The 16,921-nt window shown below is 67.0% G+C and carries 17 protein-coding genes; 5 read left to right on the top strand and 12 right to left on the bottom strand.

Going from position 1 to position 16,921, the window contains the following annotated elements:
- The first annotated feature begins 15 nt into the window (after positions 1-15).
- A complete protein-coding gene (locus IFE19_RS15765) occupies positions 16-798 on the top strand; it encodes a hypothetical protein (protein WP_207823950.1) in 783 nt (260 codons plus the stop codon).
- Positions 799-932: 134 nt separating this feature from the next.
- Here IFE19_RS15765 and IFE19_RS15760 read toward each other — a convergent pair whose 3' ends face one another.
- From IFE19_RS15760 to IFE19_RS15745, 4 genes are all read right to left on the bottom strand, one after another.
- Positions 933-1,277: a hypothetical protein gene (locus tag IFE19_RS15760; protein ID WP_207823948.1), complete on the bottom strand. Its 345-nt coding sequence runs from the start codon at positions 1,275-1,277 to the stop codon at positions 933-935.
- A 75-nt stretch (positions 1,278-1,352) separates the two neighbouring features.
- Complete coding sequence (locus IFE19_RS15755) at positions 1,353-2,375, bottom strand: NAD-dependent epimerase (RefSeq protein WP_207823946.1); 1,023 nt, start codon at positions 2,373-2,375, stop codon at positions 1,353-1,355.
- 46 nt (positions 2,376-2,421) lie between these two features.
- Entirely contained in the window at positions 2,422-4,320 is a 1,899-nt protein-coding gene (locus IFE19_RS15750; protein ID WP_207823944.1) for a M20/M25/M40 family metallo-hydrolase, read from the bottom strand.
- Positions 4,321-4,433: 113 nt separating this feature from the next.
- On the bottom strand, positions 4,434-6,728 hold the full coding sequence (locus IFE19_RS15745; protein ID WP_207823942.1) for a TonB-dependent receptor: 2,295 nt from the start codon (positions 6,726-6,728) through the stop codon (positions 4,434-4,436).
- A 250-nt stretch (positions 6,729-6,978) separates the two neighbouring features.
- Between IFE19_RS15745 and IFE19_RS15740 the strand changes: the two genes are divergently transcribed.
- Positions 6,979-8,331, top strand: a complete 1,353-nt coding sequence (locus tag IFE19_RS15740) for a metallophosphoesterase (RefSeq protein WP_207823940.1) — start codon at positions 6,979-6,981, stop codon at positions 8,329-8,331.
- On the opposite strand, the gene IFE19_RS15735 is transcribed toward IFE19_RS15740, so the two are convergent.
- From IFE19_RS15735 to chpT, 3 genes are read right to left on the bottom strand one after another with little or no spacing between them, the layout of a single operon-like run.
- The gene (locus IFE19_RS15735; protein WP_207823931.1) at positions 8,328-9,143 is read right to left on the bottom strand and encodes a CheR family methyltransferase; all 816 of its coding nucleotides are present in this window, start codon (positions 9,141-9,143) and stop codon (positions 8,328-8,330) included. The genes IFE19_RS15740 and IFE19_RS15735 overlap by 4 nt on opposite strands.
- Positions 9,140-9,568, bottom strand: coding sequence for a response regulator (locus IFE19_RS15730; protein WP_225910311.1), 429 nt, complete (start codon positions 9,566-9,568; stop codon positions 9,140-9,142). The genes IFE19_RS15735 and IFE19_RS15730 overlap by 4 nt, the downstream gene beginning before the upstream one ends.
- Positions 9,569-9,622: 54 nt before the next feature.
- Positions 9,623-10,330 (bottom strand): histidine phosphotransferase ChpT, encoded by a 708-nt coding sequence (chpT, locus tag IFE19_RS15725; protein WP_207823928.1) that lies wholly within the window; start codon positions 10,328-10,330, stop codon positions 9,623-9,625.
- Between the two features lie 89 nt (positions 10,331-10,419).
- Here chpT and cysQ point away from each other — a divergent pair, with 89 nt between their 5' ends.
- Positions 10,420-11,205: a 3'(2'),5'-bisphosphate nucleotidase CysQ gene (gene cysQ, locus IFE19_RS15720; protein ID WP_207823926.1), complete on the top strand. Its 786-nt coding sequence runs from the start codon at positions 10,420-10,422 to the stop codon at positions 11,203-11,205.
- On the opposite strand, the gene IFE19_RS15715 is transcribed toward cysQ, so the two are convergent.
- From IFE19_RS15715 to map, 5 genes are all read right to left on the bottom strand, one after another.
- The gene (locus IFE19_RS15715; RefSeq protein ID WP_207823923.1) at positions 11,202-12,119 is read right to left on the bottom strand and encodes an aldo/keto reductase; all 918 of its coding nucleotides are present in this window, start codon (positions 12,117-12,119) and stop codon (positions 11,202-11,204) included. The two genes, cysQ and IFE19_RS15715, sit on opposite strands and share 4 nt — an antisense overlap.
- A gap of 3 nt (positions 12,120-12,122) precedes the next feature.
- Entirely contained in the window at positions 12,123-12,365 is a 243-nt protein-coding gene (locus IFE19_RS15710) for a BolA/IbaG family iron-sulfur metabolism protein (RefSeq protein ID WP_207823922.1), read from the bottom strand.
- 66 nt (positions 12,366-12,431) lie between these two features.
- A complete protein-coding gene (locus IFE19_RS15705; protein WP_207823920.1) occupies positions 12,432-12,956 on the bottom strand; it encodes a GNAT family N-acetyltransferase in 525 nt (174 codons plus the stop codon).
- Entirely contained in the window at positions 12,953-13,684 is a 732-nt protein-coding gene (gene radC / locus IFE19_RS15700) for a RadC family protein (RefSeq protein WP_207823917.1), read from the bottom strand. The genes IFE19_RS15705 and radC overlap by 4 nt, the downstream gene beginning before the upstream one ends.
- Positions 13,685-13,710: 26 nt before the next feature.
- A complete protein-coding gene (map, locus tag IFE19_RS15695) occupies positions 13,711-14,532 on the bottom strand; it encodes a type I methionyl aminopeptidase (RefSeq protein WP_207823915.1) in 822 nt (273 codons plus the stop codon).
- Between the two features lie 139 nt (positions 14,533-14,671).
- Here map and IFE19_RS15690 point away from each other — a divergent pair, with 139 nt between their 5' ends.
- Both IFE19_RS15690 and IFE19_RS15685 read left to right on the top strand, forming a co-directional pair.
- Complete coding sequence (locus IFE19_RS15690) at positions 14,672-15,430, top strand: competence/damage-inducible protein A (protein WP_207823913.1); 759 nt, start codon at positions 14,672-14,674, stop codon at positions 15,428-15,430.
- A gap of 182 nt (positions 15,431-15,612) precedes the next feature.
- Positions 15,613-16,905 carry an OmpP1/FadL family transporter gene (locus IFE19_RS15685; RefSeq protein ID WP_207823911.1) on the top strand — a complete coding sequence of 431 codons (1,293 nt, stop codon included), beginning with the start codon at positions 15,613-15,615 and terminating at the stop codon, positions 16,903-16,905.
- Positions 16,906-16,921: the final 16 nt, after the last annotated feature.

Below are 16,921 nucleotides of genomic sequence, written 5' to 3'. Positions count from 1 at the left end.
CCCCTGAAGTTTGACGTGGAGTATGACGATGTTTTTGCGCAGGCGCTCTCTAGCGGAGCTTCGTGGAAAGTCTCTGATGTCGCTCGCGCCTGGATCGCCAACCGTCTGGTCGAGGTGGTGCGCAACGAGCTGAACAAGACACGCATTCGGAAGCTGAGCCTTCAGGTGCCAGACGACGCGGCCTCGTCGGATTTCCTTGATGGCTTGCGCTGGCGTGTCTGCTGTCTCGTTCGCTCTCAACTTCTGAGGCATTTCGATCAGTCGATAATGAAGTGGGAGCGCGATGCCTGGGCGCACGTCGCGAGTCTCTCTGACCCTCTCGATCGAGAGTGTTTCCGGGTCTTCGTGGGGTTGGATCAGGTTGTGTCAGCTGACGCCGCTCGTAAGGCGATCAAGTACGTATTTCATCGCATGCATTGGAACCTCGTCTGGGAGGGTTGCTATGTGGAGTTTCGGTCCGATTGGAGGTTCGATCAGATCTACCCGCGACGTGCTGCTCTGGATGAAGCTGTCCGCGCGCGCGCCCTTGCAGCGAGAGCGCTCGATGCGCTGATCAGTGACAATACGCGCCAAAGACTGGCGGATCCTGACGTGGCGCCTTGGACGCGCGCCGGGCTTCAGGATGAGTTGGAGCGGCGGTTTGCGAAGGACGGCGTTTGGGGGTTGATCCATCTCGCCCTTGATCGGGATCGCACATGGTTCAGCCTCGATGCCCCGAGCCTCTGCGACGCCCAAACGGTTGACCTGATCGAACGTCAGCGCCCCCGGTTGCTGGTGTCGAGCATGAGCGAGTCGTAGGAACGCGAAGTCCTAGAAAACCAAGTCCACTTCGAGACCCTGGTCCGCTCTGTGCCGACTGGGGTTTCTTGTCTTCCCTTACCTGTAAGGCTTCATCGACCGAGGTGTCGTGCATTTCATGCCATTAACTGGCGTCATGTTTTGGCGTCAGCGATCCTGCGGGGGGTGATTTCGATCGCATCTCGACTGTTGCTGTTCCCGATTGACGCGCTGAACGCATGGTAGCTGGGGCGATCCTGCTGAGTAGCAATCGCTAGGTCTGGTTGGCTGTAGGTTTCGGGCGGGTACGTCGCAACGCTTTTCGGCAAGGAGATGGGACCGACCAGCGCGTCCTTCTCGACACAGAACGGGTTCATCTGTCCTTCCCAGCCGCCGTTGAGCGAGCAGGCGTAACAACCCGACAGCGTGATGCAGGTGATGAAGAGGGCCAGGGCCTTGAGGCTTCGGCTCGCCAGGGGCTTTCCGGGAAGGTCGCGCATGGGCCCCACCCTATCATCGACGCCCTGATTGAGAACCGGCGCCCCGGATGCAGCGCGGCGCGCGGCCGCCGGGCCTCAGTTCTCGCGGTAGAAGTTGCAGTACCAGTCGACGAAATGGCCGACGCCATCTTCGACAGGGGTCGTGGGGGCGTAGTCGAGGGCGGCCAGGGTGTCGGTCACGTCGGCCTCGGTGTTGGCCACATCGCCGTCCTGCATGGGCATGAGGTTCAGCCTGGCCTTGCGGCCCAGTTTTTCCTCTAGCACCTCGATGTAGCGCATCAGGGCGACCGGGCGACCGGCGCCCAGGTTGAGTATGCGCCAGGGGGCGACGCCGCTGGTGGCGGGGTTGGGAGCCTTGGCGTCCCAGCTCGGGTCGATGGCGGCGGGGCGATCGAGCGCCGCGATCACGCCGGTGACGATGTCGTCGACGTAGGTGAAGTCGCGGCTCATCTTGCCCTCGCCATAGACGTCGATGGGCTCGTCCTTGAGGATGGCGCGGGTGAACTTGAACAGGGCCATGTCCGGGCGGCCCCACGGTCCATAGACGGTGAAGAAGCGCAGGCCCGTGGCCGGGAAGCCGAACAGATGGGCGTAGGAATGGGCCATGGCCTCATTGGCCAGCTTGGTCGCCGCATAGACGGTCAGCGGGTGGTCGGCCGGGTCGCGCACCGAGAACGGCAGGGCGGCGTTGGCGCCGAAGACCGAGCTGGTCGAGGCGAAGACGAGGTTGGCGGCCTTGGTCGCGCGGCAGCCCTCGAGGATGCTGAGGAAGCCGACCACGTTGGAATCCACATAGGTCTCGGGCGCTTCGAGGCTGTAGCGGACCCCGGCCTGGGCGGCGAGGTGGACGACGCGGCGCGGGGCGTGCTCGGCGAACAGGGCGGCGACACCGGCGCGGTCGGCCAGGTCAAGGGTGTGGTGGCGATAGTTCGGATGTTCTTGCAGCAAGGCCAGACGGGCGTGTTTGAGCGCCGGGTCGTAGTAGGCGTTGAGGTTGTCCAGGCCGATGACCGTTTCGCCGCGCTCCAGCAACCGCCGGGCGGTGTGGAAGCCGATGAAGCCGGCGGAGCCGGTGACGAGAACGGGATCGTGGGACATCAGGCTGCGATAGACGTTTGGACGGGGTTTCGCCAGCGGGGCGCGGTCAGGGCAGGGCCTTGGCCACGGCGGGGGCGGGCTCGGCGAAACGGGCGGTGAGGGTGAGGCCGCAGGCGAGGACGAGGCAGGCGGCGGCGCCGATGAGGACCAGTCGGATGGTTGAGACCGGCGGGGCGAGCGGGCGCAGGAACAGCAGGGCCAGCAGGCCGATCAAGGCCAGGGCGCCGGGCAGGTCCATGCCGACGCCGAGGAAGACGAAATGGCCCAGGCCCATCAGCCAGGCGCCGCCGACCACGCCGGCGACGGCGGTGGGGATCAGGCTGGCGGGACGGGTCAGATCGGGGCTGATCAGGGCCGCCAGCGCCGCCGCCGTCGCGGCCAGCAGGGCGGGCCAGACGAACAGCAGGGCGGCTTCGGGGGCCGCGCCTTGAACCACGCAGGCCAGCAGGAAGACGAGGGCGATCAGCCCCAACCAGCCGCCCCAGGTCGAGGACGTGGTGGAGCCAGGGGCCTTGACCGGCCACAGCGACAGGGCGGCGGCGATGACGCCCGCGCCTAGCATAACCGGGCTGAAGCCGCCGATCAGCAGGACCAGCAGCGTCAGGACGGCGACGGTCGCCGCGACTGTGCGCGGCCGCGACCAGCGCGCGCCGGTCAGGAACAGCAGGGCGAGCGCCAGGATGGTCAGGACGGCGCCCGCCTCCATCCACGGCAGGCGGCGCAGCAGGACATAGTAGGTTTCGGACGAGGCGGCGCGGCTCGACATCGGCCCGGCCAGCAGGCGCACGGCCTGGGCCAGCACCAGTCCGGCGGACAGGAACCACAAGCCGTCCAGCAGGCCGTGGCCCACCTGTCCCGCGTTGAGGCCGGTCGCGCGTCGGGCGCGCCAGGCGGCGAAGGCGCCGAACAGGGCGGTCAGGCCCAACAAGCCCCAGCCCATCACCGCCGAATGGCTGAGCATCAGACGGCCGAAGACGTCGGCATAGACGGTATTGGGGCCCTTGGCGGGCAGGGCGGGCGTGCGGAGCAGGGCGTCGGCGGCCTCCAGCGCCTGAGAGCCGAGGTGCTGCAGGGCGCCCTGGTCAAGGTTCTCGGGCGTGGCGTCGGCGGAGTGGTACTGGGCCGGGCGGCCGATGAAGGCGAAGTTCAACCCGCCGACGCCGCGATCCTTGGGAATGGTGAAGTCGGTGCCGTTGGGCATCTGTTCGTACATGAAGACGGCGAGCGAGGTGGCGGTGGTTCCGCCGTCGGCGCGGGCGGCGGCGCGGCGGAACAGGTCGACGGTGGGGCCGGCCTCACGCCCGGTCTCGAACATGGCGGCGCGGCCGCCGCCGCCTCTAGCCTCCAGATTGACCACGGAGCCGATGCGGTCGCGCAGCGGATGGCCGCCGAAGAAGATGCGGGCGCCGTCCAGGCCCAGTTCCTCGGCGTCGGTCAGCAGGACGACCAGATCGCGCTCGACCGGGCCGCGCGCCTGGATGGCGCGAACGGCCTCCAGCACGGCGCCGACGCCGGTGGAATCATCAGCCGCGCCCGGTGAGCCGACCACGGTGTCGTAGTGGGCCATCAGCATGACGGCGGGCTGGCTGCGGTCTTTTCCGGGCAGGACGCCGACCAGATTGATCGCCTGATTGTTCGCGGCGTCGGGATCGCCGCCCGCCTGCTTCAGCCGCTGGATCGCGCCGGGCGACAGCGGCCCTGCCTGCTCCTGCGGCGACAGACCCAGCCGGGTCATGCGGGCGGCGAGGTAAGCGCGGACGCGGGCGTGCTCGGCCGAGCCGACCGGGTGCGGGGCGCGGGCGATCTGTTCGATGTCGGTCATGGCCCGCGCGGCCGAGAAGGCGGCGGCGGGCGCGTCCATGGGGCGAGGCTTGGGAATCTGGGTGGTCCACACCGCCAGCAAGAAGGCGAGCGTCAGCGATCCGAACAGCAGGGCCAGCCGCATGAGAAAGATCCTCCCCGATCCGGGAGGCAGTAGGGCCAAGCTGGGCCCGGATGGCAAGAGGGCGACGACAGGTCTCCCCGCCGCCGCCCTCCGACGCGATCAGCCGTAAAGGCTTAGAAGCGCTTGGTCAGCTCCACGCCGTACATGCGCGGCTCGTTGACGAAGGCCGTCAGGTTGTTGAAGTCGATGGCGCCGATGACATTGGCCTCGTCCGTGATGTTGCGGACATAGGCGGCGGCTTCCAGACCACGGCCCAGGTCGCGCCAGCCCGCACGCAGGCCGCCCTCGAACTGGCTGTCCTGACGGAACTCGACCGCCTCATAGAGGAAGAGGTTGAAGTCCTGGCGCAGCACCCAGTCGGTGGAGACGAAGAGTTCGGCGTCGCCGCCGATCGGGCGGACGTAGTTCAGCGTCAGATTGGCGGTGTATTCCGGCGCTTGCGGGAAGGGGTTGCCGTTGATGTTGGCGCGCGGCGTAGTGCCGACCGTCACCAGCGGGTCCGTCGGGGTGCAGATCGGCGCCGCGCCGGCGGAGGGGATGCGGCAGATCGGGACCAGCAGATCCTTGTCCTTGATCTCGGTGTGGTTCCAGGCGAAGCCGCCGGCCAGGCTGAAGCCGGCGCCCAGATAGACGTCGCCGTCGATTTCAACGCCATAGCCTTCACCCTTGGCGGCGTTGATCAGCTGGTTGAAATTGCCCTGGCCGCCAATAGCGGTGAACTGCGGGTCCGAGACTTCATAGTAGTAGACGGTACCGTTCAGGCGGGCGCGTCCGTTCCACAGGCGGGCCTTGAAGCCGGTCTCGTAGGACATGACGGTTTCGGAGTCGGCGGTGGTTACGAGATCCGAAGAGGTGATGCGGCCCTGGATCGACGGCCCGCGATAGCCGTCGGCCACACGGGCGAACAGGTTCAGGTCGGGGCTGACTTCATAGACGGCGCTGATGTCCCAGCTGATCTGTTGATCGCCGACCGATTTCGTCACATTGGCCAGGGGGAGCATGGTGCTGGGGCTCCCCGCCGGGATGATCCGGCGGCCACGGAAGTCGCGGCTGTCGTCGGTGTAGCGCACGCCAGCTGTCAGTTTCAGGGCGTCAGTGACCTGATACCGTCCCTGACCGAAGATCGACCAAGAGTCTGACTTCTGAACGATGTCGCCGACGACCGTCGGGGCGACGGCGCCGAAACCGTTGAAGGTGCCCGAAACCAGGTTGAAGCGCTCATTCCAGTAGAAGGCGCCGACCTGCCAGCCGAACGGGCCGTCGCCGTTCGACGACAGGCGCAGTTCATAGGTGTTCTGGATCAGGTCGCTGGTCAGGGTGCCGGTTTCCGAAGGGAAGGGAACGGTTCCGCTGTTGATCGGGTCGCCCAGGACGCCGCCGTCGATATCGCCGTCGCCCGCGGATGACCCCTGGTAGGAACCGACCACGCCGGTCAGGGTGGCGGGGCCGAAGTCATAGGCGACCTGCAAGGACTGCGAGGTGGTCTGCTGTTTCTGGAAGTTGTTGCGGCCGCCGTCGTAGTGAACGGTGTCCCGATCGAACCGGTCGTTCAGTTCGTTCGAACCCTTGGTCAGGACGTTGGCGCGGTTCATCGTGCCCGTGCCCTCGTAGTCTCGGGCCTGCAGGGTCAGCAAGGTCGACAGGCGATCGGTCGGGGTCCAGGCGACGTGGATGCGGCCGGCGAAGTCATCGAAATTGCCGAGGTCCTTGCCGTCCTTCTTGGCGAAGGGGGCGTCATAGGCGTTGTTGACCCAGTCGTCTCGGTGGTTCCACAGACCGGCGACGCGGACCGACAGGGTGTCCGAGGCCGGCAGGGTGACGCCGACTTCGGCCCGGGTCGAGCCGTAGTTGCCGTAGGCCAGCGAGCCGAAGCCGGTGAAGTCTTCGCCAGGCTTGATGGTGTCGATCTTGACCACGCCCGCCGGGGTGTTGCGGCCGAACAGGGTGCCTTGCGGGCCGCGCAGAACCTCGACCTGTTTCACGTCGAACAGGGGGAAGCCCTTCAGGTAGACGTTCTCCAGCACCACGTCGTCCAGCACGACCGACACGGGCTGCGAGGCGTTGAAGTCGAAGTCCACATTGCCGAGACCGCGGATGTAGAAGCGCGGGGCGTAACGGCCGTTCGAGCTCTCGACCTGCAGGCTGGGCACGCGGCCGGACAGTTGCAGGATGTCGCCGCCGCCCGAGGAGAGGGTGTTCAGGGTCTCGGTGTTCATCGCCGTAACGGCGAAGGGCACGTCACGGATGTTCTCGCTGCGGCGCTGGGCGGTGACGACGATCTCGTCAATGCTGACGGCCTGTTCGGCGGCGACGTCGGCCTGGGGCGCGGTCTGGGCCAGGGCCGGGGCGGCGATCAGCAGGGCGAGGCCGCTGGCGGAGGCGGCGAGTGCGGTAAGGCGAGGGGACATGGGGGGAGGGTCCTCGTTGAAACTGGGCGAGGGCCTAGGTCTGCGGCGACGCTTTTTCCAGCTTCGTGAGGGCCGGTTCGATGAAGCTTTCACGACACGGACACGGTGGGGGAAAACTCGCGACTTCAGAGGCCATCGCCAGGGCGCCGCTATTGTGCGGCGCAATGCCTCATGCGAAACGGCGGGGCTGCGCCGCCGATTTTGGTGAGAAGTCCCTGAATGCGCCGGACGCGACCGCCAGGGACGCTGCATGACCAACTCTCTTCATCGCCGCCGCCTGTTTCAGATGACGGCCGCCGCCGCCGTCGTTCCGGCTTTCGGCGCGTTGGCGCCGTCGATCGCGGCCCGCGTGCTGGCCATGTCGGACCTTCATTCCGCCTATGAGCGCACCGGACAGCTGCTGGCCGCACTGGAGGCCGAGATCGCGGGGGCCAAGGTTCCGCATCTGATCGCCGTGGACGGAGACAGCTTTGAACACGGCAATGTCGTCTCGGTGCGGTCGGAAGGCGTGATCGACTGGGCCTTTCTGGCCGAACTGCCGAAGTTGGCGCCCACGGTGGTCAATCTGGGCAACCACGACAACGATCTGACGCCGGACCTGCACGAAGTGGTGGCGCGGATGCGGGGGCTGGGCCTCCTGGTGGTCAGCAATATTCTGGATGCACGCTCAGGGCGGCCCTATGCCGAGGCTGCGGTCACCGTGCCGCTGGGCCGACGGTCGCTGCGCGTCGTCGGGGCGGGGACGGATTCCCTGAACACCTATCCCAAGGCCAGCCGCGACTGGTTGTCGATTCCCGAGCCGGGTGAATGGGCGCGGATGAACCTGACGCGCCTGCTGGACGGCGCTGATCTGATGCTGGTGATGAGCCATGCGGGGGTGGCCGGTGACCGTGACATTCTGCCCCTCTTGCCCGACGGGGCCCTGATGATCGGCGGGCACAACCATCTGCTGTTCCAGCACGAACAGGGGCGCAGCGCCTACGTCCACACCGGATCGTGGAGCAACGCCTATACGACGGCGACCCTGTATGACGACGGGCGGATTGCGGCGAGCTCGACGGCGGTGGACGTAAACGCCACGCCATCGCCGCGCCTCGCCAGTCTGATCGCGACAACCCTGGCGACCCACCTGACGGATGAGGAGAAGGCGGTGCTGGGCGTCAGTCCACGCGCTATGACGCTGGGCGAGACCGGTCGCGCCGTCGCCTCCGCCCTGGCGCGAGTTGCGAGCGCGGACGCCGGCTTCATCGGCCACACGACCCTGGGGACCGGCCTGCCCGCGGGGCCGGTGACGCGATACGCCTTTGACGCCGTCGTGCGGTTCGATGGCAAGTTGATGGTCGCGGAGGTTCCGACCGAACGGCTGGCGGGTTTCATGGCGCGAGCCAATCAGGACCGGCCCATGCCCCTGGCCGAGCGCAGCGGCGACTTCCTTTATGGCGCGGCGAGCGACGTGGGAAACAGGTCCAGCGTACGGTTGGTCACCACCGACTGGTGCGCGATGAATCAGGCCGAGTATTTCGGCGCGACGGACCTGGTCTTCGGCGAGGTTCCGATCGCGCGGGTCAAGGCGGCGGCGATCGAGGGGCTGCTGACGGCTTAGGCGGCGCGACGCAGGGCCGAGGGCGCTTTCACATAGAGGCCCTTGCGACCGGCGACGGGACGGAAGGCGACGCTGTCGCCGTCAGGCCGTTCATCGACGCCGAGGAAGAGGCATCCGTCGTCCACCAGCTGTCGTTCCAGCATGTCCAGCACCTGGGCGCGACGCGCCGGTTCCAGGTCCGTGAGCAGGTGGCGGCAGAAGATGACGTCGAACTGCCGGTCGTTTGCGGGTTCGTCCAGAAGATTGGCGCGTTCGAACCTGACGGTGCTGCGCAACTCCGGCCGGGCGCGCCAGTGGTCGTCGGTCTGTTCGAACCAGCGCAGCATGGCGCGCGCCGACAGGCCGCGCTGGATCTCGAAGGAGGTGTAGAGGCCCGAGGTCGCCTTATCGATCGCCTGCCGGGACAGGTCGGTGGCGAGGATCTCGACGTCGGCGCTGTTCTCCAGAGCGGCGATGGCCAGGGAATAGGCTTCCTGGCCCGTTGAGGCGCCCGCTGACCACAGGCGCACCTTGCCGCCGGGACGAGCGGCGGTCAGGGCCGGCATCAGTTCGCGTGAAAAGACATCAAAGGCGGCGCGGTCGCGACGAAACCAGGTCTCGCCGTTCAGCAGGGCTTCGATCACCGCCCAGCCGAGCGAGGCCACGGGCTTGCCCCACAGGCTGGCCAGCATGGCCTCGACGTTATGGTAGCCTTCGCGGCGCGCTACGGGACCCAGTCGATGCTCGGCCAGATGCATCCGGTCGCGCGTCAGCCGGAAGCCGGCGCGCGTCGCCAGCAAGGTCTGAAGGCGATCAAAATCCTCCGGCGTCATGACGGTGACTGAACAGCTCCCACTTCGGCGAGTTTTGAATGAAGGATCTCGCCGTCGAACGGCTTCATAACATAATCGTCGGCCCCTGCGGACAGGGCTTCTGCGATCCGGTCGGCGCGGGTCTCTATGGTGCAGAACAGGACCTTGGGCGCGCGGCCGCCGGGCAGGTCGCGCAGGCGACGCAGGAAGCTGAGGCCGTCCATGACCGGCATCTGCCAGTCCAGCAGCACGACATGGGGCATGACCCCCATGCAATAGGTCAGGGCTTCGGCGCCGTCGGCGGCCTCGTCCACCTCGAAGCCGAGGTCCTCGACGATGCGGCGCGCGACCTTGCGGATGATCCGGCTGTCATCGACGATCAGGCAGGTCTGGGGCGGCAAGGGCTTTATCCCGTTGGGTGCGAAGGGCGGCGCGCCTCGCATCATGATCGGCTCTGGGGGTTAACGGACGATTGGGGGCGGGGGTCCAGATCGCGGTTGTCAGGCTGGAACATGGGCGATCAAGCCGACGCGACCTTCGTCGGAGGCGACATCCAGGCGGCCGCCCGTCTCGTTGACGGCCAGCCATAGCCAGTAGGGCTGGATCCATTGGCCCGCCAGGCCTTCGAGCAGTCGTTCGCCCTTCAACCCGGTGAGGGCTTCGGGTTTCAGGCGCGCACGCGCGCCTTCGGCCGAGCCGATCAACAGCAGACGGTCGCCTTCCTGTCGGACAGTGACGGTGGCGACGCCGCCGGTGGGCAGGGCGCCCAGGGTCATCCAGGCCAGGTTGATCAGGATGCGGGCCTGGGGCTTGGTGAAGGCGGTCCCTTCCGGAATGCGCCACTCCAGGCTGGCGCGCCCCCCCTCGGACAGGCCGGCCACCAGGCCGTGCAGTTCAGCCGAAAGGAATTGTTCGCTGGTGGTGGCGGCGCCGAAAGCGACGCGGGCGAAATGGACGTGGGCGACCATTTTTTTCGCGCTCTGGCGGATCAGGCCCATGGCGTCGTCGCGCATGTCCTGGGCGGTGGGGTCTTCCAGCAGATCGAGGCCCGACATGATGGCCCCCGCCGGGCTGATGAAGTCGTGGCACAGCTTTCCGGCGATGAAGGCGGCCAGTTCGGCCCCACCTGCGGGCAGACTGGCTGCGGGCAGGTCGGCGGCGGCGAGGTCGGCCGAAGGCGAGGCGGCGGAAAGATCAGGGAAGGTCATCGATCGGGCGGTCTGCTGGCGGGAATGGTCAAGGCTGACCTGATTTGCCGGTTCTTGAAACCGGGCGCATGGGCTATCGAGGCGATGACATGACGCACTCTCTTGAGACCGACCTCGCTTCCGGCGCCCTCGCCGGGACCATCGCCGACATCGCCGAGGAGGCCGCGCGTTTGATCCTGCCCTATTGGCGGGCTGGCACGGTGGTCGAGACCAAGTCCGACGCCAGCCCGGTGACCGAGGCGGACCGCGCCGCCGAGGCCCTGATCCTGAAGCGGCTGGCGGAGCGTTGGCCCGAGGTGGAGGCTGTGGCTGAGGAGGCCTCGGCCGCTGACGGCCTGCCCGCCGTGGTCGGCGAATGGTTCTGGCTGATCGATCCCCTGGACGGGACCAAGGGCTTTGTTCAGGGGCGCGAGAGCTTCACCGTCAATATCGCCCTGATGCGCGGCGACGCGCCTGTCGCGGGCGTGGTGACCGCCCCGGCGACCGGCGTGACCTGGGCCTCGACGGCGCCGGGCAAGGGGGCGGTGCGCCGTGTCTTTGGCGAGGCCTGGCGGCCGATCAGGGTGCGCGCCCGTCCGGCCGAGGGCATCGCGCTTCTGAGCCATAGCCTGACCGACGAAGAGGCGACGCGTCTGGCCGCCCGGCACGGCTGCACCCAGTGGCAGGGCACGGACTCGTCCCTGAAATTCTGCCTGATCGCCGAGGGGCGTTTTGACGCCTATCCGCGCACAGGGCCGACGTCGGAGTGGGACACGGCGGCGGGGCAGGCGGTGCTGGAAGCGGCGGGGGGACGGGTCCTGGGCGCCGACGGTCAGCGCCTGACCTATCGCAAGCCCGGCTTCCTCAACGGGCCGTTCACGGCGATGGGCGGTTAGGCGACCGCCGACCCGACGCGCGCCATCTCAATCTGTGCGGAGAGACCCGGCGGCAGATCACGCTCGGGGACCGCCGCCAGGGCCTCCATTCGTTCGGGATTCACGGCGTGAACCAGAACGCTGGAGATGGCGGGATCGGTCAGGGTGAAGGCCAGGCAGATTTCCTCGGCTTTCCAGTTCGGGGTCTGATGCAGAAAGGCGAAAGAACCCGGGTTTGACATGCCCTGTTCGACAGGTTTGCCGCCGAAGCCGAACAGCCCCTTCTTTTTCGTCGTCGCGCCTGCGCCCGCGGCCTTGCGTTCGGTCGACAGGCTTTCGGGGAAGTAGTCGTAGGTGAAGATGGCCATGTCGCGTTCGCGGGCGGCCCGCATGCGCGAACGAATGCGCCATTCCACATTGGCGTGGAAGGGGGTGTAGAGGACGTCGAAGGCGCCCGTCGAAACATAGACGTCCATCACCGGGGAATCGCCCGAAACCCCCAGAAGGCGTACATGACCGGCCTTGCGCAGAGCCTTCAGCGCGATCAGCGAAGCTTGCGGCAGTTCGTCATCGGCGGGCTCGTCCAGCACGGCCACGTCGAACCAGCCCAGGCCCGAGGCATGCAGGGCCCGGTCGATGGCGCTGGTGAGACCGTCAGCCGAAAAGTCGCGAAAGTCCTTCTTGCGGCCGTCGCCGACCCCCAGGGAGACGCCGACGCTGACCAGACGTCGCTCGACGTGTCCCAGGGCCTCGCCGACGATTTCGGCCAGTGCGGGGTCTGCATTCTCGAGGTGGTAGCTGTTCACTCCGGCTTCCAGCGCGGTGAAGATCAGTTCGCTGAGGGCGACGCGGCCGCGCGACAGGGTTTCTACGCCCAGGCTGAGCGTCAGATTGGAAACCGCCGCGCCTGATGCGCCGAACGGGCGATAGCGCACGAGTCAGTCCGCCTCGACAGGAGCGGAGGTCTCAAGCGCCAGGGCGTGCAGTTCGCCGCCCATCTGTCCCTTCAATGCGCCGTAAACGAGCTGATGCTGGCGCACGCGCGGCAGGCCCTTGAAGGCGACGGAGACGATGCGGGCGCGATAGTGGTCGCCGTCGCCGGCCAGATCCTCGATGGCGATGTCCGCATCGGGGAAGGCCTCGACCAGGTGGGCGCGAAGGACGTCGGCGGACATGGGCATGAAGCTACTCTCGAAACCGGCAGGTCGGATCTGAACTGTAAAACCTAAAGAGGTGCGGGCCGTCTGTCAGCCCGCAACCGTGCGGGGACGTTCAAACAGGGTGACGGTCGAGTTCTTGTAGTTCGCCTCGGCATAGGGGCGGTACCCGAGCCGCTCGGCCAGCTTCACCGAGGCGGTGTTTTCAGGCGAGATCATGCAAACCGTGCGCGGCTCCAGCCGATAGGCGTCGGTCCAGTCTAGTGCGGCCTGGACGGCTTCATGGGCCAGGCCCTGTCCCTGGAAGACGGGGGCGACGCCCCAGCCCAGTTCCGGCGCGTCGAAGGCCGGGGTCATCTCGCGGCGATAGTCCAGCACCCCGACGCTGCCGACATAGGCGCCGCTATCCGTCTCTCGGATCGACCAGTTGCCATAACCCTTGGCCTGCCAGTGGCCCATGTCGCGCAGCAGTCGGAACCAGACTTCTTCTTCCGACAGGCCGCGCCCCATGATGTGGCGGGTGAAGTCGGCGTCGGCCCACAGGCCGATCAGGTCATTCAAGTCGCTGACGGCGACGGGCGTCAGGGTCAGGCGGTCGGTGGTGAGTATGGTCACATCAAACCCAGTTGCTTGAAACTGGCCACGCCCTCGCGGCCGACGATGAGATGGTCGTGGACCTGAAGGCTGAGCGAGCGGGCGGCCTCGATCACCTGCCTGGTCATGTCGATGTCGGCGCGGCTGGGGGTCGGGTCGCCCGAGGGGTGGTTGTGGACGATGATCATGGCGCTGGCCGACAGCTCCAGCGCCCGCCGCACCACCTCCCGCGGATAGACGGGGGCGTGATCGACCGTGCCGCGGTTCTGAATCTCGTCGAGGATCAGCTGGTTCTTCTTGTCCAGATAGAGGACGCGGAACTGCTCGCGCGGTTCGTGCTGAAGGCTGAGGCGGACATAGGCCAGCAGGGCCGTCCACGACGAGATGACGGTGCGCTTGTTGGCCTCTTCCTTGGTCACGCGACGCGAGACTTCGTGCAGGGCGGCCAGGTCGAGCGCGGTCTCGGCGCCGACGCCCTTGGAACGGCCGCGCGAATCCTCGGCCCGGACGGTCATCAGATCCTCGACCGAGGCGGCCAGGACGGCCGCCAGCGACCCGAAGCGGGTCAGCAGGGCCTTGGCGATGGGTTTGACATCGCCCTGCGGCTGGCTGCGGAACAGAAACAGCTCAAGCAGTTCGTAGTCGGGCAGGTGGTGGATGCCGGCGCCGCGCGCGCGTTCGCGCAGCCGCTCGCGATGACCGGCGTGGTGCGGCTTGGCCTTCGGCTTTTCCGGCGGTTGATCGAGCATCAGCCTCCCCCGGAGGGGAGACTAGCTCAGAATTTCGGACGGAACAGGCCCTTCGGCGAGGCCGAGAAGATTTCCAGGCCGTCTTCGGTCACGCCAATGGTGTGCTCGCACTGGGCCGAAAGGGACTTGTCGCGGGTCACGGCGGTCCAGCCGTCCGACAGCACCTTCACCGCCGGCTTGCCCAGGTTCACCATCGGCTCGACGGTGAAGAACATGCCGGGCTTCAGCACGGCGCCCTCGCCGCGACGGCCGTAGTGCAGGACGTTGGGGCTGTCGTGGAAGACGCGGCCGATGCCGTGGCCGCAGAAGTCGCGGACCACGCTCATGCGCTGGGCCTCGACGTATTTCTGGATGGCGAAACCGATGTCGCCGAAGGTGTTGCCCGGTTTGACCTGGGCCAGGCCCAGCTCCAGCGAGTCATAGGTGACGTCGATCAGCTTTTTCGAGCGCGCGTTGATCTCGCCGACCGGGAACATGCGACTGCTGTCGCCGTGCCAGCCGTCGACGATGACCGTGTGGTCGATGTTGACGATGTCGCCTTCCTTCAGAACCTTGTCGCCGGGAATGCCGTGGCAGACGACGTGGTTGATCGAGGTGCAGATCGTCTTGGTATAGCCCTTGTAGCCAAGGCAGGCGGGGATGCCGCCGCGCGCCAGGGTGAACTCGCGCACCAGGTCGTCCAACTCGCCCGTGGTCACGCCGGGCTTCACGTGCTCGCCGATCATGTCCAGGGCTTCGGCGACCAGACGTCCGGCCTTGCGCATGCCCTCGAAGGCCTCCGCGTCGTGGATGCGGATTTCGTGGCTGCGGACGAAGGCGTCGTTATCCAGGTCGGGGGTCTCGTACATGATCTGCTTTCGGGCGCGCCGCCGAAGGGGAGGGCGGCTGGGCTGTTTCTTGAGTGTCAGATGGCGAGACTAGCATAAAACCTCAACCTCGTCAGGCGGCGCCGATGACGCGGGGGCAGGCGGCGCCTATCTGAAGGGCATGACCGATCAAGCCGCCCCTGCTGCCGCTGTCCTGATCATCGGCGACGAAATCCTGTCCGGTCGGACCCAGGATACGAACCTGAACACCATCGCCCGCTTTCTGGCCAGTCTGGGGATCGACCTGTTGGAGGCCCGCACGGTCGGCGACCGGCAGGATCAGATCGTCGGGGCGCTGAACGCCCTGCGCGAGGCCTATGACTATGTCTTCACCACCGGCGGCATCGGTCCGACCCATGACGACATCACCGCCGACGCTGTGGGCGCGGCTTTTGGCGTGGCGGTGCGCGAGCACCCCGAGGCCCTGGCCGTTCTCGAGCGGCGCTATCCGCCGGGCGAGTTCAACGCCGCGCGGCGGCGCATGGCGCGCATTCCCGAGGGCGGGACCCTGATCGCCAATCCGGTGACCGATGCGCCAGGGTTCCAGATCGGCAATGTCTTCGTCATGGCCGGCGTGCCGAAGATCATGGAGGCCATGCTTCAGGACGTGACCCCGCGTCTGCGTACGGGCGCCGTGATCCACGTCCGTAATCTGAAGGTCACGGGCGTCGGCGAGGGGGCTGTCGCGGAGGTTCTCAGGGCCGCCGCCGTCGTCCGGCCGGGTCTGTCGTTCGGCAGCTATCCCTTCGGTTTCGGCGGCGATGGAGAGGTCGGAACCCAGTTGGTGATTCGTGGCCGTGACGAGGCCGAAGTTGACCTTGCGGAACATGATCTTTCTCAAGAACTACGTTCTATGGGCATTGATATTGCCGTAACGTAACCTCACCAAGGTGTGAAATTGTGCGACTTCGCCGCCACGGTTTGGCCGATTTGCAGTCCGACAGGGGCCTTGGGCGCAACGCTTTCATGACACAGGCGCTGTGGCTGTTAGCGTCGCCTCTCTCCCCGAACAACGACCCGACCATCAGTAAAGGTCGGGCGGTCCCACATAGGTGAAACAGTATGACTCCCAGGAACATGGCCCGCATCGGCGGCCTCGCGGTTCTCATGGCCTCCGTGGCCGCTCCGGCCTTCGCCGGCTCCTTCTATCTGCAGGAACAATCGGTGCGCGGCGCCGGTCGCGCCTTCTCGGGCGAAGCCGCCGACCGCGGCACGGGCTCGATGTGGTGGAACCCCGCCGCCATCGCCCGCAGCGGGCGTGAGCTGTCGTTCGGCATGCACGCCATTCGCATCGACTCCGAAGTGAAGAACGACGGCTCCTACGTCACCTATCCGGGCGGAACCAATGTTCCGGTGCGCGACCCGCGCAACACCGAGGTGGACCCGATCGAAAGCGGCCTGGTGCCCAACTTCGCCTTCGCCACCCCGATCGGCGACCGCTTCGCCGTCGGCGTCTCGATGGCCGCCCCCTACAACTTCACCACCAAGTATGAGCAGGGCTCCTTCGCCCGCTATGACGCCCTGACCTCGGAACTGCGCTCGGGCGACGCCAGCCTGACCGTGGCCTATCAGGTCAACGACTGGCTGGACGTCGGCGCCGGTCTGAACGCCCAGTACGTCAAGGCCAAGCTGACCTCGGCCATGCCGTCGGTCTCGCCTCTGCTGCCGGACGGCTCGTCCTCGCTGGAAGGCGACGGCTGGGACTTCGGCTGGAACGTCGGCGCTCAGGTGCACAAGGGGCCCTGGGACTTCGGTCTGTCCTATCGCTCCAAGATCGAGCATGAGCTGGACGGCGATGTGAACATCGTCCTGACCGGCCCCCTGGCCCCCAACAGCGTCTCGACCGGCGGCACGGCCAGCTTCAACACGCCGTGGTTCGCCTCGGCCTCGGTCCGCTACGCCGTCAACGACAAGCTGACCCTGAACGCCCAGGTCAACCGCATCGGCTGGTCCGAGTTCGACGCCATCAACGTCGACTATCCGGGCGGCGGCGACTCGATCCATCAGAACTACAAGGACGTGACCACGGGCGCGATCGGCCTGGACTACGCCCTCAGCGACAAGACCACGCTGCGCGCCGGCGTCGGCTATGACCCGACCCCGACCCGCGACAGCCTGCGTACGGCCCGCATCCCGGACGCCGACCGTCTGCTGGTGTCGGTCGGCGGTTCGACCGAGGTGACCAAGGGCGTGACCTTCGACGCCGGTCTGACCTACATCGCCTTCAGCGACTCGGACATCTACGACGACCGCACCTTCTACGCCGGCACCCCGGCGGCCACGACCTCGCACCTGCGCGGCACGGCCGAGGGTTCGGCTCTGGTCGCCTCGCTGGGCGCGCGCTGGGCCTTCTGATCCGGGCAAGCTGCTG

It is taken from the genome of Brevundimonas pondensis (assembly GCF_017487345.1).
In the GTDB taxonomy this organism is placed as follows: Bacteria; Pseudomonadota; Alphaproteobacteria; order Caulobacterales; family Caulobacteraceae; genus Brevundimonas; species Brevundimonas pondensis.
Note: the sequence above shows the minus strand (reverse complement) of the source record. Positions and strands in the feature narration are given on the sequence as shown.

Coding starts and splice junctions, on each gene's coding strand:
- IFE19_RS15760 (WP_207823948.1), bottom strand. CDS start 1,277: ATGCGCGACCTTCCCGGAAAGCCCCTGGCGAGCCGAAGCCTCAAGGCC.
- IFE19_RS15755 (WP_207823946.1), bottom strand. CDS start 2,375: ATGTCCCACGATCCCGTTCTCGTCACCGGCTCCGCCGGCTTCATCGGC.
- IFE19_RS15750 (WP_207823944.1), bottom strand. CDS start 4,320: ATGCGGCTGGCCCTGCTGTTCGGATCGCTGACGCTCGCCTTCTTGCTG.
- IFE19_RS15745 (WP_207823942.1), bottom strand. CDS start 6,728: ATGTCCCCTCGCCTTACCGCACTCGCCGCCTCCGCCAGCGGCCTCGCC.
- IFE19_RS15740 (WP_207823940.1), top strand. CDS start 6,979: ATGACCAACTCTCTTCATCGCCGCCGCCTGTTTCAGATGACGGCCGCC.
- IFE19_RS15735 (WP_207823931.1), bottom strand. CDS start 9,143: ATGACGCCGGAGGATTTTGATCGCCTTCAGACCTTGCTGGCGACGCGC.
- IFE19_RS15730 (WP_225910311.1), bottom strand. CDS start 9,568: ATGATGCGAGGCGCGCCGCCCTTCGCACCCAACGGGATAAAGCCCTTG.
- chpT (WP_207823928.1), bottom strand. CDS start 10,330: ATGACCTTCCCTGATCTTTCCGCCGCCTCGCCTTCGGCCGACCTCGCC.
- cysQ (WP_207823926.1), top strand. CDS start 10,420: ATGACGCACTCTCTTGAGACCGACCTCGCTTCCGGCGCCCTCGCCGGG.
- IFE19_RS15710 (WP_207823922.1), bottom strand. CDS start 12,365: ATGCCCATGTCCGCCGACGTCCTTCGCGCCCACCTGGTCGAGGCCTTC.
- radC (WP_207823917.1), bottom strand. CDS start 13,684: ATGCTCGATCAACCGCCGGAAAAGCCGAAGGCCAAGCCGCACCACGCC.
- map (WP_207823915.1), bottom strand. CDS start 14,532: ATGTACGAGACCCCCGACCTGGATAACGACGCCTTCGTCCGCAGCCAC.
- IFE19_RS15690 (WP_207823913.1), top strand. CDS start 14,672: ATGACCGATCAAGCCGCCCCTGCTGCCGCTGTCCTGATCATCGGCGAC.
- IFE19_RS15685 (WP_207823911.1), top strand. CDS start 15,613: ATGACTCCCAGGAACATGGCCCGCATCGGCGGCCTCGCGGTTCTCATG.